Consider the following 16,282-nt stretch of genomic DNA (forward strand, 5'->3'; position numbering starts at 1 on the left):
GATCATGATGTAAAAAAAAGCGGCGCCTCCTCAGCGCCGCCCGCTCAGTTATTTCTTCTTCCCGTTCTTCGCTTCCTCCTCGCGGCAGCACTTGGTTTGCGCGTCTACCACGGCAATGAGCACCACGTTCACGATCTGCCTTACGGTAGAGCCCAGCTGCAGGATGTGTACCGGTTTTTTCATGCCCAGCAGAATGGGGCCTATGGAGTCAAAGCCCGCCACTTCCTGCAGCAGGTTATAAGCTACGTTGCCTGCGGCGAGGTTGGGGAAGATGAGGGTGTTCACATCCTCATCTATCAGCTCGGAGAAGGGGTAGTTGTCTTTCAGTATTTCCTTGTTGAAGGCCATGGCCGCCTGTATTTCCCCGTCTACCGTCAGCGTGGGGTCCATGCGCTTTACAATTTCACGGGCGCGGCTGACCAGTTGTGCCTCGGGCGTTTGGCTGGAGCCGAAGTTGGAGTAAGATACCATGGCAATGCGCGGCGTGATGTTGAACTGGCGTACTTCCTTGGCTACCAGCATGGTGATGTCTGCCAGTTCTTCGGCCGTGGGGTTGAAGTTCACGGTAGTGTCTGCCAAAAAGAGGGGGCCGCGTTTGGTATTGATGATGTACATGCCGGCCACGCGTTTGGCGCCTTCTTCCATGCCTATCACCTGCAGCGCGGGGCGGATGGTGTCCGGATACTTGCGGGTGAGGCCGGAGATAAGGGCGTCCGCTTCGCCTGTTTCCACCATCATGCAGCCAAAATAGTTGCGCTCGCGCATGATCTTTTTGGCTTCGTACAGGTTGAAACCTTTGCGCTGGCGTTTATGAAAAAACAGTTCGCCAAAGCGGTGGCGGGTGGCAGACATTTCATCGCTCTTCGGGTCTACGATCTGCGCGTTGTCTATTTCGATACCGTTTTCTGCCATGAGGCTGCGGATGCGTTTTTCGTTGCCCAGCAGAATGGGGATGGCAATACCTTCTTCCTCCACTACCTGCGCGGCCTTCAAAATCTTCAGGTTGTCTGCTTCCGCAAACACTACGCGGCGCGGGTCTTTGCGGGCTTTGGAGCCTATTACGCGGAACAGCTGGTTATCCAGGCCCAGGCGGTTGTTCAGCTCTTCGCGGTAGGCGTCCCAATCAGTGATGGGGGCCAGCGCCACGCCGCTGTCCATGGCCGCTTTGGCCACGGCGGGCGCCACTGTGCTGAGCAGGCGCGGGTCCAGCGGTTTGGGTATGATGTAATGTGGGCCAAATACAAGGTTGCGTTCGTTGTAGGCCAGGTTCACAATGTCCGGCACGGGAGATTTGGTGAGGTCTGCCAGGGCATGCACGGCCGCCAGTTTCATGGCCTCATTGATCTGGGTGGCGCGTACGTCCAGCGCGCCGCGGAATATATACGGGAAGCCCAGTACGTTGTTGACCTGGTTGGGATAGTCCGAGCGGCCGGTGGCCATGATCACATCTTTCCTGGCTTCCACGGCGGTTTCCCAGGTTATCTCGGGGTCAGGGTTGGCCATGGCGAACACCACGGGATTTTTGGCCATGCTTTTCACCATTTCCGCCGTTACCACGTTGCCTACAGACAGGCCCACAAATACGTCCGCTCCTTTAAGGGCTTCGGCCAGGGTGGTCACTTTGGAAGATGTGGCAAACTGCTGCTTCATGGCGTCCAGGTCTGCCCGCTGCTTGTTCAGCACTCCGTCTTTATCAAACATGATGAAGTTCTCCGGCCTGGCGCCCAGCGATGCATACAGCCTCACGCAGGCCATGGCGGCGGCGCCTGCGCCGTTCACCACAAATTTCACCTTGTCTATTTTTTTCTTTACCAGGTACAGGGCGTTCAACAGGGCCGCGCTGGAAATGATGGCGGTACCATGCTGGTCATCGTGCATAACCGGGATCTTCAGCTCCTTGCGGAGGCGCTCCTCAATGGCAAAACATTCGGGGCTTTTGATATCTTCCAGGTTGATGCCGCCAAAGGTAGGTTCCATGGCTTTCACCACCTGTACAAACTCGTCTACGTTTTTGGTGTTCAGCTCAATGTCGAACACATCTATATCCGCAAATATCTTGAACAGCACGCCCTTTCCTTCCATCACGGGTTTGCCGGCCTCGGGGCCAATGTCTCCCAGCCCCAGCACCGCGGTACCATTGCTGATCACGGCCACCAGGTTGCCCTTGGCGGTATACTTGTAAACATTCTCCACATCGCGTTCTATCTCCTTGCAGGGCTCCGCCACACCGGGGGAGTAGGCCAGGGAAAGGTCCCATTGGGTTTTGGTGTCTTTGGTGGGCACCACCTCTATTTTACCGGGCCTGCCCATGGCATGATAGTCCAGCGCATCCTGTTTATTGATTTTTCTGGCCATATAAGATCGTTATTGGGCGTGCAATATACGAAGTAATGGAGGAACGGGGCCTAATACGTTCGTGCAGGTTCGCAATAATTATTTACTTTTATGGCGTTAAACATTTACAAATATCATGATACAACGTATCCAAAGCCTCTTTTTATTGCTCGCGGCCATTGCGGGAGGCGCCATGGGCAGCTTTAACCTCTGGAAAGCAAAGCTGACCAAAGGGAACGTGGCCACTGAAGACTATTTCAACGCCACCTCCAGCTATCTGATATTTATTGTATTGATGGTGAGCACCATACTGGCTTTTGTGTGCATTTTCCTGTACAAAAAACGCAAGCTCCAGTTCCGTTTAACGGTGCTGAACATACTCCTGGCCGTTGCCGTGCTGGCGCTCATCTATTTCAAGGTGCAGGACAAGGCCAATGCCCTCCAGAACGAAGGGGCCACCATTATTTCCGCCACCTACCTGCTGCCCGCCTTCCTGCCTATTGTGATGATCGTATGCCTGTTCCTGGCGGCGCGGGGTATTTATAAAGACGAGAAACTGATCAAGTCGCTGGACCGGTTGCGGTAACAGCGGCAATAAACGATAACAAAAGCGGATGCTCCGGAAAGGAACATCCGCTTTTGTTTATGCAGCATTGTCTACCCGTACCATTTGTCTATTGCAAGAGGTCTTTCAGGCAACTGGCCTGCAAGACCGGACGCACTATCTGTAGCAGTCTGGTACCAATTGTAAAAACAATTGCTGCTACTGAGCCAGCACCTTACAAAAATTTGCCGGTATAACTCTCCTTCACCTTCTTCAACCCTTCCGGCACGCCCGCGTACAGCAGGCTGCCGCCGCCTTCTCCGCCTTCCGGGCCCAGGTCTATGGCCCAGTCCGCGGAGCGGATCACGTCAAGGTTATGCTCTATCACCAGTACGCTGTGGCCCTGGTCTATCAATGCGTTGAAAGAGGCCAGCAGTTTTTTGATATCATGGAAATGCAGGCCGGTGGTAGGTTCGTCAAAAATAAAGAGGATGTGGCCCTGTGCCTTGCCTTTGCCCAGGAAGGAAGCCAGCTTCACGCGCTGGGCTTCGCCGCCGCTCAGGGTGTCTGAAGACTGACCGAGCTTCACATACCCCAGCCCTACATCGCTCAGCGGGCGGATCTTGCTCACTACATCCTTTTCATCCTTAAAGAACTCGATGGCCTCATCCACGCCCATTTCCAGTATCTCGTAGATGCTCTTCCCCTTGTAGGTCACTTCCAGCACTTCATCTTTAAACCGTTTGCCGCCGCAGGTCTCGCAGGTAAGGTGTACGTCCGCGAGGAACTGCATTTCCACTACCACTTCGCCTTCTCCCTTGCAGGTATCGCAACGGCCGCCGTCTACATTGAAAGAAAAATGTTTGGGCTGAAAGCCGCGCATCTTGCTGAGGGGCTGTTTGGAAAATAGGTCGCGTATCTCGTCGTACGCCTTGATGTAGGTAACCGGGTTGGAGCGGGAAGATTTGCCGATGGGGTTCTGGTCTATCATCTCTATTTGCGTAACGTACTCCAGGTCTCCGCGCATCAGGCGGTGGTGGCCCACCCTGTCTGTAAACTCCCCTTTCAGCTTCATCAGCGCGGGGTACAATATCTGTTTGATGAGCGTGGTTTTGCCGGAGCCGCTCACGCCGCTTACCACGGTGAGGATGCCCAGGGGAAATTCCACGTCTATGTTCTTCAGGTTGTTCTGCCGGCAGCCTTCCAGCACAATGGAGCGTTTCCACTTGCGCAGGTGGGCGGGCGGCTCAATGCGCAGGTGGCCGCTGAGGTATTTGCCGGTAAGGCTTTTCCCGTCTTTCAGTATCTCGGGATAGGAGCCGGAGAAGATCACTTCACCGCCGAGGTGGCTGGCCAGCGGGCCCATGTCTATGATGTGGTCTGCCTTTTCCATCATCTGCTCATCGTGCTCTACCACCACTACCGTGTTACCCAGGTCCCGCAGCTCGTGCAGCACGTGTATGAGGCGGTGGGTATCCCGCGCGTGCAGGCCTATGCTGGGCTCGTCAAGGATGTAGAGGGAGTTGGTGAGGTTGCTGCCCAGGGTGCGGGTGAGCTGTATGCGCTGGCTTTCGCCGCCGCTCAGGGTATTGGCCACGCGGTTGAGGGTAAGATAGCTCAAACCCACATCCAGCAGGGTTTTTATACGATGATTGATCTCTATCATGATCCTTTTCGATACCTGCTGCTGGTATTCGTTCAGCTCCAGGTCATCGAACCAGGTTTTCAGCTTTTCTACCGGCATGTTCACGAGGTCTGCAATGCCGGCGCCGCCTACTTTGACGTATAGCGCCTCTTTGCGGAGCCGGGCGCCGTTGCAGGTGGGGCAGGTGGTGCGGCCGCGGTAGCGGGCCTGCATCACGCGGTATTGCACCTTGTAGAGGTTCTGCTCCACCATTTTGAAGAACTCGTTCAGGCCGTAGAAGTGCTCGTTGCCCGTCCACAGCAGCTGCAGCTGCTCGTCTGTAAGGTCTGCCACGGGTTTATGTACAGGAAAGTTGAACTTGCGGGCGCTTTTGATGAGCGCTTCCTTGTACTCTCCCATTTTTTCCCCGCGCCAGGGCGCAATGGCCCCTTCAAAAACACTGAGGCGGCGGTCTGGTATCACCAGGTCCGCGTCTATGCCCAGCACCTGGCCAAAACCTTCGCAGGTGGGGCAGGCGCCGTAGGGGTTGTTGAAAGAGAAGAGGTTGGGCACCGGTTCTTCAAACTGGATGCCGTCCAGCTCAAAACGGTTGGAGAAATGCTGCGAGATCTCGCCGTCTACTTCCAGGAAGCAGTCTCCTTCACTTTCGTAAAAGGCGGTTTGCACGGAATCCGCAATGCGGTGCCTGTCATCTTCCTCAAAGTCTTTCACCACAATACGGTCTACCAGCACGTAGGCGCCGGCGGGTATTTTAGGGCTTTTTTCTTCCAGCAGTTCCTCAATACGCACCAGGGCGCCTTTTACGTACAGGCGGGAAAAACCTTTCTGCATGAGGATGCCCAGCTCTTCCCCGCTTTTGCGGTTGGGGTGCTGGCGGAAGGGCACCAGTATCTGCACCTTGCTGCCTTTGGGCAGGTTGGCAATAGCGTCTACCACATCGCTCACCTCATGTTTTTTGACCAGCTGGCCGGAAACAGGGGAAAAGGTTTGGCCGGCCCGGGCAAACAGCAGGCGGAAATAGTCGTACAGCTCCGTCATAGACCCTACGGTGGAGCGGGGGGTACGCGTAACTACCTTCTGCTCAATGGCAATGGCCGGGCAAATGCCCTTGATGTAGTCCACATCCGGCTTGTTCATCCGCATGAGGAACTGGCGGGCGTAGGCGCTGAGGCTTTCCGCGTAGCGGCGCTGGCCTTCGGCGTACAGGGTGTCCATGGTGAGGCTGCTCTTGCCCGAGCCGCTTACCCCGGTAACTACCACCAGCTTATTTCTGGGTATGGAAACGCTGACGTTCTTGAGATTATGCACCCGGGCCCCTTTGATAAAGATCTGGTCCGGAGCGCTAACTGGTTCAGGTTCAACGGTTACTTTCCTGGTTCTTTCTTTTGCGCACATAGGAACACAAATTTAAGGGTTTGGGCGCTTTCTGAAGGGGTATAAGTTTCCCCAAACCCCGGAATGCGGGCGGGCCCTGCGTCTTTCCAGCCAAATTTCCGGCGGGGTGTTGTTTTATTGAAGTATTCCTTTATATTTGCAATAACCGCCATCTTATACCTGGAACCGCGGTTAACATTCTGAACTTAAAAATTGTACATTATAGTCTAAACTTTACGCTATCACACAACCTACTGACTGTTGAAGTCCGTATTATTTACTAACCGCTATTGGTAGTCGTATATGCAAGTAATGTACAAACTGAATGACGAACAACTGATCACGCTGTTCAAGAAGGGGCACTCTTCCGCCCTGGAGGAGCTGGTTTACCGCCATAAGGATAAACTCTATACTTCCATCGTATTGCTCGTTAAAGACGCCTTTCTCGCCGAAGATATCTTCCAGGATACATTCATCAAGATCATTGATACCATCCGTGCGGAACGGTATACCGAGAAGGGAAAGTTCCTCCCCTGGGCCATGCGCATAGCGCACAACCTTTGTGTTGACCACTTCCGCAAGATCAAACGTACGCCGGTGATCAAAACCAGCGATGATAAAGATATTTTCAATGTGCTGGGTTTCAGCGAACCGAGCGCGGAGGAAAAAATGATCACCCGGCAAAGCCACAACAGTGTGCGCAAGATGCTGGACCTGCTGCCCGAAGAGCAGCGGGAGGTGATCATTCTCCGGCATTACGCTGAACTGAGCTTCAAGGAAATTGCCGACCTCACAAATGTGAGCATCAATACTGCATTGGGCCGTATGCGCTATGGCCTGATCAATCTCCGGAAAATGATGACGGAGAAGCAGATTTGTTTGTGAGTACCCTTTTTTGCTTGCCATGAACGGGCGGTGGGATGTAATGTCTACCGCTCGTTTTTTTTATGCCCGCGGGGGGCTGGTATGCTGAGCGGGCCTGCCATGAATTTTACCGCTCCTGCAGCGGCTTTGGGGCCTGCTGCTTCCCCTTTTTCCCGATCATCAGGATACCCGCCAGCACCAGCGCCGTGCCCAGCAGCTGCGGCCAGGTAATAGGCTCCCCCAGGAAAATGTAAGCCTGCACAATAGTAGCCACCGGCCCCACACTGGTAATGATGGCCGTATTGCCGGAGCCTATTTTGCGGATGCCTTCGCTGGTCAGGAAGGTGGGGACCACGGTAGATATAATGGCCATCTGGAAACACAGCCAGTAGGTATGCCCGGAAAACTGCTGCGGCTGCACCCCGTGTTTGACAAGGTACTGGGTGAACACCCCCAGGGAGGAAAAACCCAGGGCATAGGCGGTAAATTTCATAGAGCCCACTTTGGGGATCACCTCCCCGCCGCCCACAATGTAAAAGGCGTAGGTAACCGCGCAACCAAGCACCAGCAAGCTGCCGGTGAGCACGGTAGCATCCCACCGCTCCTGCACGTCTCCGAGGAAAGCGATCACCATGCCCACATAGGCGATCAGCAGGGCCAGCCACTGGGTGCGGGTGATCTTCTTTTTAAAGGCCAGGGCGCCAATAAGGAGGGCAAAAGTGGGGTACAGGAAGAGGATAAGCCGCTCCAGCCCGGCGGAAATGTAGGCCAGGCCCATAAAGTCCAGCAGGCTGCTCATATAATACCCCAGCAGGCCCAATATGGCAATGGCGCCCCACTGGCGGGGCGTGAGTTTCACATTGTCCGACCGCCGGGCCAGCAGCCAGGCGGTGACCAGGTAAAAAGGGAGGGAAAACAGCATTCTCAGCGCCAGCATGGAAATGGCATCAATAGCAGGTTCCGACCGGTATACCAATTTTACGTAAATAGCCTTGGCGGAAAACATCATGGCCCCCACCAGGGCCATGGTAAACCCAAGGGCAAAGCTGGATCTTTTCATGGCATGATGCCGCAAAGATCGGGCATCTGGCGGCAATTTCAGCAACGGAATGATGAATAACATTGCGGGAGGACGTGTATTGCATAGCAGTGGCGCGGCAAAACCACCTTTTATGCGGCCGCCTTGCGCACATGCCCGGCAAACTGCCGCTGCTACATCTTCTCGAACACGATGGCCGCCCCCTGCCCCACTCCCACGCACATGGTGGCCAGCCCGTACCGGGTACCGGCCCGCCGCTTCATTTCATGCATCAGGGTAGTGGTAATACGGGCGCCGCTGCAGCCCAGCGGGTGGCCAATGGCAATGGAGCCGCCGTTAAAATTGACTTTCTGCGGGTCAAGCCCCAGCTCGCGGATGCAGGCCAGCGACTGGGAAGCAAAGGCTTCGTTCAGCTCTATCACGTCCAGGTCTGCCACCCGGAGGCCGGCGCGTTGCAGGGCTTTGGCGGTGGCGGGCACCGGGCCAATGCCCATGATGGCGGGGTCTACCCCGGCCACGGCCATGGCGCAAATGCGGGCTATGGGCCGCAGGTTGAACTGTTTGAGCGCGCTTTCGGATACCACCAGCACGGCGGAAGCCCCGTCGTTAATGCCGGAGGAGTTGCCGGCCGTTACGGTGCCGTTCTTGACGAAAGCGGGCTTGAGGCCGGCCAGCTTTTCGAGGCTGGTCTCCCGGGGCGGCTCATCTTTCGAGAACACCACCTGCTCTTCTTTATTGGGCGTAATTTCTACGGGTATGATCTCGTCTGCCCAGACACCGGCGGCCTGGGCCTGTTTGTATTTCAGCTGGCTGTCAAAGGCAAACCGGTCCTGGTCTTCCCGGCTAATCTTCCACTCCCGGGCCACGTTCTCCGCTGTTTCACCCATGGAAAAGGGGTGGTACAGGGCGGCCAGCTTTTCGTTGGTGAAGCGCCAGCCTATGGTAGAGTCGTAAATTTCGGTTTTGCGGCTGAAGGCCCCGTCTGCCTTGGGCATCACGAGCGGGGCCCGGGTCATGCTTTCCACCCCGCCGGCCATGTACACATCGCCCTCGCCGCACATCACAGCGCGGGCGGCGTCCATAATGGCCTGCAGGCCGGAGGCGCAAAGGCGGTTTACGGTGTTGCCCGCTACGGAAACGGGCAGCCCTGCCAGCAGCACGGCCATGCGGGCCACGTCCCGGTTGTCTTCCCCGGCCTGGTTGGTAGCCCCGGCAATTACGTCCTCAATGGCGGCGGGGTCCAGCGCAGGATTGCGTTTCAACAGCGAGCGGAGCATGAGGGCCAGCAGATCGTCTGGCCGCACCGTTCTTAAAGCACCGCCGTAGCGGCCTATGGGGCTCCTGACGGCATCTGTGATGTAAGCTGCTTGCATGTGGGTGTTTTGTTAAAGTTGCGAATTTATTGCAAGTATTCGGCATTACCCGCGGCCCCGCAATTCCAAATCCGAAATATGCACGTACCTTTGCGGGATGATGCAGAAGCAGAACATACGGCATTTGAGCCTTCCGGAGATACAGGACGTATTTGCGGAGATGGGTGAAAAGCCGTTCCGGGCCAAACAGGTGTATGAGTGGCTGTGGGCAAAGCAGGCCCCGGAATTTGAGGCCATGACCAACCTGAGCAAACCTCTGCGGGCCGCCCTGGAAGAGCGGTTCTCCCTGCCATCCATTAAAGTGGACGCCACCCAGCATAGCACGGACGGCACCATTAAAAGCCGCTTCCGGCTGCACGACGGCCACCTGGTGGAAGGGGTGCTGATCCCCACCGCCACCCGGCAGACGGCCTGCGTTTCCTCCCAGGTAGGCTGCAGCCTGAGCTGCAAGTTCTGCGCCACAGGGTACATGGACCGCAAGCGGAACCTGGAATTTGACGAGATCTTTGACGAAGTGGCCCTCATTAACAAACAAGCCCTGGAGCAGTCCGGTAAAAAACTGACCAACATCGTATACATGGGCATGGGCGAACCCCTGCTGAATTATAAGAACGTGCTCCGGTCCATAGAGCGCATTACCTCCCCGGAAGGCCTGGGCATGAGCCCCAAACGCATTACCGTATCTACCGCCGGGGTGGCCAAAATGATCAAACAGCTGGGAGACGATGAGGTGCGCTTCAACCTGGCGCTGAGCCTTCATGCGGCCAATGACAGGAAGCGGAGCGAAATTATGCCCATCAATGAAACCAATAACCTGAAGGTATTGGTGGAAGCGCTGAACTATTTTTACAAGGCTACGCAGAACGAAATATCTTTCGAATACATTCTTTTCAAGGATTTTAATGACGCCGTGCAGGATGCTGACGAGCTGATCAAAATATACCGGCAGGTACCGGTAGACCTGGTGAACATTATCGAATACAACCCTATTGACAACGCGCGGTTCCAGAAACCTTCCCCGGAGGCGGCAGACGAGTTTATGGCGTACCTTGGCAAACACAAGGTGAACGCGCGTTTGCGGCGCAGCCGGGGAAAGGACATAGACGCCGCCTGCGGGCAACTGGCCAACAAAGCATAAAGCATATTACTGCAGGAATGCAGCAACTTTAAATAAACAGCATGAAAAAAAGCAAGCCCGCCAAAAAGGGGTTTACACCTTTCAAAGAAAATAAATCCAGCAACAAACCGGCATTTCAACGTGGCCCGAAAAGTGGTTTCGGAGATGGGGAAGACCGGCCTAAAAAGCGCTTTGGTGGTGACGATGACAAACCGAAGAGAACTTTCCGTGACAGTGAAGACCGGCCCAAAAAGCGCTTTGCGAAAGACGATGACCGGCCGAAGAGAAGTTTCGGTGACGGGGAAGACCGCCCCAAAAAACGCTTTGCGAAAGACGATGACCGGCCGAAGAGAAGTTTCGGTGACGGGGAAGACCGCCCAAAAAAACGCTTTGCGAAAGATACTGACCGGCCGAAGAGAAGTTTCCGTGACAGTGAAGACCGCCCCAAAAAACGCTTTGCGAAAGACGATGACCGGCCGAAGAGAAGTTTCGGTGACAGTGAAGACCGGCCCAAAAAGCGCTTTGCGAAAGATGATGACCGGCCGAAGAGAAGTTTCGGTGACGGTGAAGACCGCCCTAAAAAGCGCTTTGCGAAAGACGATGACCGGCCGAAGAAAAGTTTCGGTGACGGTGAAGACCGCCCTAAAAAGCGCTTTGCAAAAGATAATGACAGGCCGAAGAAAAAGAGCGAACGCAAAGCCGCTGTACACGGCACCAAGTCCAACAAACCGAAAAGCACCCGCAAACGCATAGCCATTGAGGCCCCTGCGGAAGCAGACACCGCGGAAATGCCGCTGAACAAGTTCATTGCCCATTGCGGCATCTGCAGCCGGCGCAAGGCGGTAGACTATATCAAGGAAGGGCGTGTAACCGTTAACGGTGAAAAAATAATAGAGCCCGCGTTCAAGGTAACCGGCAAAGACGCCGTGAAGCTGGACGATAAACGCATCCTCCTGCAAAAGAACCTGGTATACGTATTGCTCAACAAACCGAAAGGCTACATCACCACCACAGACGATCCCGAAGGCCGGCAAACCGTTATGGAACTGGTGGAAGATGCGGCGGAAGAAAGGCTCTACCCCGTAGGCCGCCTTGACCGCAATACCTCCGGCCTGCTGCTGCTCACCAACGATGGGGAGCTGGCGCAGAAACTGGCACACCCCAAACACAACATCAAAAAGATATACCACGTAGAGCTTGACAAGCCCCTTACCAAGGCAGACTTCGAAAAGATACTGGGCGGCGTTACCCTGGAAGACGGGGCCGCCTTTGTAGACGCGCTGGGGTACGTGGACAGTAAGGATAAAAAACAGATCGGCATCGAGATCCACAGCGGTAAAAACCGCATTGTGCGCCGCATCTTCGAACACCTGCAATATTCAGTGGAGAAGCTGGACAGGGTGATGTACGCCGGCCTTACCAAAAAGAACCTGAACCGCGGCAAATGGCGCTTCCTGACAGACAAGGAAGTGATCCTGCTCAAACATTTCAAATAATTTCCTTCACCGGGCCGTATCTGTGGTACGGCCCGTTTTCAGCATATGCGCACAGAACAGCTCATCATATTCGAGAACAACGATTTTGTAGCGGTGAACAAACCTTCCGGTTTGCTGACCATCCCGGACCGGCACGACAATGCGCTGGACGCTCTCTCCACCCGGTTGAAAAGACACTACGGCGAAATATTCACCGTACACCGGCTTGACAGGGATACCAGTGGCACCGTGCTCTTTGCCAAACACGAAGCGGCGCATAAATATCTCTCGCAGTTATTTGAGTCCCGCGAGGTGGAGAAATACTACCTCGGTATTGTGAACGGAGAATTGCCTGCCCCTGCGGGCAGTATCAATGCGCCCATCATGGAGCACCCGGTGCAGCGCGGCAAAATGGTGACCAATGCCAAGGGCCGCCCTTCGCTGACAGACTATGAAGTGCAGGAAGCCTTCGGTATTTTCAGCCTTGTAAAACTCCGCATCCACACCGGCCGCACCCACCAGATACGCGTTCACATGAAACACCTGGGCCACCCTATTGCGGTAGACGAGCTGTACGGCAGCAAGGAACCGGTGAAGCTGTCTGCCATCAAAAAGAAATTCAGGCTGGGCAAATTCACGGAAGAGGAAACGCCGCTGCTGGCCCGGCTGGCGCTGCATGCCTGGCAACTGAAGTTTACAGACAGCCATGGCGTGCGTCATGAGCTGGAAGCGCCCCTGCCCAAGGATATGACAGCCGTATTGCAACAACTGAGAAAACACAAGAAAGCATAAACGAAAGAGGCCCCGGGGCCTCTTTTTTATTTGACGGGAAGGGCAACTAACCGGCGCTTTCACCGTTTATATCAGACAGGCGGCAAAAAAGCCCGTTCACCGTGAAATTTGGGTTACTGGCCGGTTAGGGCCGCAAAATCTGATCGAATTATAGTAAATTTCATCGTAAATCATCCCCTTGTATGAGAAGAACACGGATTGCCATATTCAGCTTACTGATAGTGGCCGCTGCACCTGCCTGTAAAAAAGGCTCCAAACAAGACCCGGGGCCTGACGGGCCTCCCGCCACCGGCACCCGCACCCAGCTAAGTCTTGATTCCCTTTACCTCTATGCCAAAGAAACCTATCTCTGGTACGATGCATTGCCAGACTATAACACCTTCAACCCCCGCTCCTTTGAAGGAAGTGACGAATATGCCAGCCTGCAAAGCGAACTGTTCAAGATCTCACAGTACAAGATCAACACCGCCACAGGCAAACCTTACGAATATACCGGCGGCAGTTCCCCCAAATATTCTTTTGTGGAAAAGGGCAATGCCGCCCGGGGCATACAAGGCACGGTAGACCTGGAAGGAAAGGGCAATGACCTGGGCATCGGCACCTTTTTGGTAAGCCAGACCGCAGGCGGGCCTGCCAAATGGCTGTACGTGCGGCTGGTGGAAAGAGGTTCCCCGGCTGACAATGCCGGCATTACCCGGGGCTGCGAGATCACTGAAATTAATGACGCTCCCGTAGTGCTGAACCAGAGCGCGGTAACCGCGGCGCTGAACAGCAGTACCTTAAAACTGAAATTCAGGAAACCGGGCGCCACGGACTTTACAACAGTTACCATCTCCAAGGCCGCTTACACCAACGACCCCGTGTATACCTGGAAGGTATTTACCAGCGGCAGCAAAGTAACCGGGTACATTAACCTGGGCCGGTTCAGCCGTCTTTCCGTAGCCAAAACCAGCCTGCAGAACGCATTCAACGAGTTTGCCAATAAAGGCGTGAACAACCTGGTGATAGACCTCCGCTATAACGGCGGCGGGTACGTGGAAACCTTCCAGTACCTGGCCAACCTGATAGCCCCGGCCAGCCTCACCGGCCAGGTGATGTACAAGGAAATTTTTAACAAGCTGTTACAGGAAGGCAACGCCCCCATCCTCAAAGCCATTCCCCTGCTGGACGAGAACCTGCAGCAGAAAAAAGACGGCAACGGCAACCCGCTTACCTACGCCAATGTAGACTTTACCCCCACCCGCAACACCTTCAAATTCAAGAAAGAAGGGGCGCTGGGCGCTATCACCAACGTGGTGTTCATTGTAACGGGCTCTTCCGCCTCTGCCAGCGAGCTGACCATTAACAGCCTGAAACCGCATATGAACGTGAAGATCATGGGAGATACTACCTATGGCAAGCCCGTAGGTTTCTTCGGCATCGGCATAGACAAATACACGGTGTACATGAGCCAGTTCTCCAGCGTGAACGCGCAAGACAAAGGGGACTATTTTGCCGGTTTCCCGCCTGACTACCTCACTTTTGATGATTTTACGCGTGACTTTGGCGACCCGGAAGAAACCTCCCTCTCCAAGGCGCTCTCCTACATCAATACCGGCGTGGTAACCGGCCGTGACCAGTTACTGCTGTCTAACGCCCGCACCGCAGCCCCGGTGGAGGCCCTGCAAATGCAGGCCGCCGGCGCGGAAGGGTTTACCGGTATGGTAGAAGACCGGCGGGTGCTGAAGTAAGCCGCGCCTATAAAATAACCGCAAAGCAAACCTGTCTGGCGGGCGGGCAATATTGCAGTAAGCCTTTCCCTAAAATAATCAAGCCGCAGACTCAAATGAGCTTGCGGCTTTTTTTGTCCGGCAAAAGCATGTCATTACCAGCTGATAACCAACCCATTACCAGGGCTTCTCCATAGCTGCCCATGACCTTGGCTATGAAGGGTCCATGGCTGCGCTATAGTAGCCTAGTGATTCGGCAACCCGGAAAACTGGCCAGATATGCCATAAAGGGCATAAAAAAACGGGGAAAAATCCCCGTTTCGTAAAATCAAAAACCAACCATTAAAAAAATCGGTGAGGAGGGCGTGCCTCCTGTAATATGTTCACCCTTGCGGGATTATTTGTTCGGCTGCGGCGTAGTTCTCAGGTAAGGCTTGATGATCTTGTGCCCTTTGGGGAACTTGGCCGGAATATCTTCCGTTTTAACGGCGCCCGTTACAATTACGTCTTCACCGTCTTTCCAGTCTGCCGGCGTAGCCACGCTGTAGTTGGCCGTTAACTGGAGGGAATCGATCACCCGCAGCACTTCAAAGAAGTTTCTGCCGGTAGACGCGGGGTACGTAATAGTGAGCTTCACCTTCTTGTCAGGCCCGATCACGAACAGGGAACGCACCGTAAAGGTTTCAGACGCGTTCGGGTGGATCATGCCGTAAAGGTTAGCCACGGTTTTATCTTCGTCAGCAATGATGGGGAAGTCCACATTACACTGCTGGGTTTCATTAATATCGTTGATCCAGCTCTTATGTTTATCAAGCGGGTCTACGCTGAGCGCCAGTACTTTTACGTTACGTTTGGCAAATTCGCCGTTCAACAGGGCTGTTTTACCCAGTTCTGTTGTACAAACGGGCGTGAAATCTGCCGGGTGGGAGAATAATACGCCCCAGCCATCGCCAAGGTATTCGTAAAAATCAATTTCGCCAGCGGTTGTTTTCGCCTGGAAGTTGGGAGCCGTATCGCCTAATCTTAAACTCATATTTCACCAGTTTATTGGAATCAAAAATACTAATTTCCTACAAATTTTATAGACTTAAAGGATTTTTTTTCCGGTTTGTTGGAGGATGAGGCGGAAAGCGGGGGGCAATGGCCCTGGACGGGCGTTCCGGGGTGGCGGCCGCCGGGGGGACCCGGATACGGGGAAGCACAGGTTGCGGCAATATTTCCGGACGGTTTCTGCCAGTAGGAGGAATCAAGGGGCGGAAAGCGGGGGCAATGGCCTTTTGGGGTCTTGTTGAGCGGCGCCACTGCCCCCTATGGGAAACTTTGGGGTCAATTTCGGGGTTAACGGCCGTTAGCCTGTTTCCAGGCGTAATAGGCCAGGGTATATTTCATGTCATCGTCCAGGTTGGCGGCGGCACGGGCCTCGTTCTCCTCAAATTCCAGTTCCAGGTAGCCCAGGTACAGCTCGTAATTTTTGTGTAGCGTCAGCATACACTGGTCTATGCGGCCGGCATACAGTTCCGCGGAGCTGCAGTATTCCGCCTTGCGGATGTAATAACAGCTGTCTCCGGTATACTCCAAGTAGTCACTCCCGGGCTGGAACTGCGGGCGGGACAAGTAGAAACGGAGATTGTCAAAAGTCACCGCTTTACCCAGTTGCGCCTCAAAATCAATCATTTCCGGGATCTGCTCCATATTCTCCAGTTTCTGCACAATAGCCATCTGCACCGCTTCGCTCTTGTCTTCAATAGCACGCAGCATGGTGTTGAGCACTTCGTAATTCGTTACAAAATCACACTTGCGCCAGCCGGTCTCTGTTTGCAGGTAACCCCAGCAGGTCAGGTAATGGGAATCATCCAGTATGATCTGGCCTACTTTGATGGCTGTTGCTTCCTCTGTCTGTGCAATGTTTACGGATACCTTTTTCATAGTAGCTGATTTAATAACGATACAAAAATATCCATGCACTGCGCAGGGGAACTGCGTAGTAAAATTGTTTTACTTTTACCCCGGAAAAAA

12 protein-coding genes are annotated in these 16,282 nt (G+C 54.4%); 6 read left to right on the top strand and 6 right to left on the bottom strand.

Translation table 11 applies throughout. The features are described from left to right. Positions 1-48: 48 nt before the first annotated feature. Positions 49-2,355, bottom strand: coding sequence for an NADP-dependent malic enzyme (locus tag D3A97_RS04640; RefSeq protein WP_119077146.1), 2,307 nt, complete (start codon positions 2,353-2,355; stop codon positions 49-51). A 115-nt stretch (positions 2,356-2,470) separates the two neighbouring features. Between D3A97_RS04640 and D3A97_RS04645 the strand changes: the two genes are divergently transcribed. Then, a complete protein-coding gene (locus tag D3A97_RS04645) occupies positions 2,471-2,920 on the top strand; it encodes a DUF4293 domain-containing protein (RefSeq protein WP_119077149.1) in 450 nt (149 codons plus the stop codon). A gap of 193 nt (positions 2,921-3,113) precedes the next feature. Here the strand turns inward: D3A97_RS04645 and uvrA are convergent, their stop codons facing one another. Continuing rightward, on the bottom strand, positions 3,114-5,918 hold the full coding sequence (gene uvrA / locus D3A97_RS04650; protein WP_119077152.1) for an excinuclease ABC subunit UvrA: 2,805 nt from the start codon (positions 5,916-5,918) through the stop codon (positions 3,114-3,116). 291 nt (positions 5,919-6,209) lie between these two features. On the opposite strand from uvrA, the gene D3A97_RS04660 reads away from it, so the two are divergent. After that, positions 6,210-6,782, top strand: coding sequence for an RNA polymerase sigma factor (locus tag D3A97_RS04660; protein WP_119077165.1), 573 nt, complete (start codon positions 6,210-6,212; stop codon positions 6,780-6,782). Between the two features lie 106 nt (positions 6,783-6,888). Here D3A97_RS04660 and D3A97_RS04665 read toward each other — a convergent pair whose 3' ends face one another. Together D3A97_RS04665 and D3A97_RS04670 are read right to left on the bottom strand one after the other, a co-directional pair. Further along, entirely contained in the window at positions 6,889-7,821 is a 933-nt protein-coding gene (locus tag D3A97_RS04665; RefSeq protein ID WP_119077167.1) for a DMT family transporter, read from the bottom strand. Between the two features lie 152 nt (positions 7,822-7,973). Further along, complete coding sequence (locus tag D3A97_RS04670; protein ID WP_119077169.1) at positions 7,974-9,173, bottom strand: acetyl-CoA C-acyltransferase; 1,200 nt, start codon at positions 9,171-9,173, stop codon at positions 7,974-7,976. Between the two features lie 97 nt (positions 9,174-9,270). On the opposite strand from D3A97_RS04670, the gene rlmN reads away from it, so the two are divergent. The 4 genes from rlmN to D3A97_RS04690 all read left to right on the top strand — a co-directional run bounded on the left by rlmN (position 9,271) and on the right by D3A97_RS04690 (position 14,287). Next, on the top strand, positions 9,271-10,311 hold the full coding sequence (rlmN, locus tag D3A97_RS04675) for a dual-specificity RNA methyltransferase RlmN (protein WP_119077172.1): 1,041 nt from the start codon (positions 9,271-9,273) through the stop codon (positions 10,309-10,311). Between the two features lie 41 nt (positions 10,312-10,352). Further along, entirely contained in the window at positions 10,353-11,786 is a 1,434-nt protein-coding gene (locus D3A97_RS04680; protein ID WP_119077175.1) for a pseudouridine synthase, read from the top strand. Positions 11,787-11,831: 45 nt separating this feature from the next. Next, the gene (locus D3A97_RS04685; RefSeq protein WP_119077177.1) at positions 11,832-12,557 is read left to right on the top strand and encodes an RluA family pseudouridine synthase; all 726 of its coding nucleotides are present in this window, start codon (positions 11,832-11,834) and stop codon (positions 12,555-12,557) included. A gap of 182 nt (positions 12,558-12,739) precedes the next feature. Next, positions 12,740-14,287: a S41 family peptidase gene (locus D3A97_RS04690; RefSeq protein WP_119077179.1), complete on the top strand. Its 1,548-nt coding sequence runs from the start codon at positions 12,740-12,742 to the stop codon at positions 14,285-14,287. 376 nt (positions 14,288-14,663) lie between these two features. Here D3A97_RS04690 and D3A97_RS04695 read toward each other — a convergent pair whose 3' ends face one another. Beyond that, entirely contained in the window at positions 14,664-15,299 is a 636-nt protein-coding gene (locus D3A97_RS04695; protein ID WP_119077181.1) for a peroxiredoxin, read from the bottom strand. Between the two features lie 305 nt (positions 15,300-15,604). Continuing rightward, positions 15,605-16,192: a hypothetical protein gene (locus tag D3A97_RS04700; protein WP_119077184.1), complete on the bottom strand. Its 588-nt coding sequence runs from the start codon at positions 16,190-16,192 to the stop codon at positions 15,605-15,607. Positions 16,193-16,282: the final 90 nt, after the last annotated feature.

Source organism: Chitinophaga alhagiae, from assembly GCF_003568665.1.
Taxonomy (GTDB): Bacteria; Bacteroidota; Bacteroidia; order Chitinophagales; family Chitinophagaceae; genus Chitinophaga; species Chitinophaga alhagiae.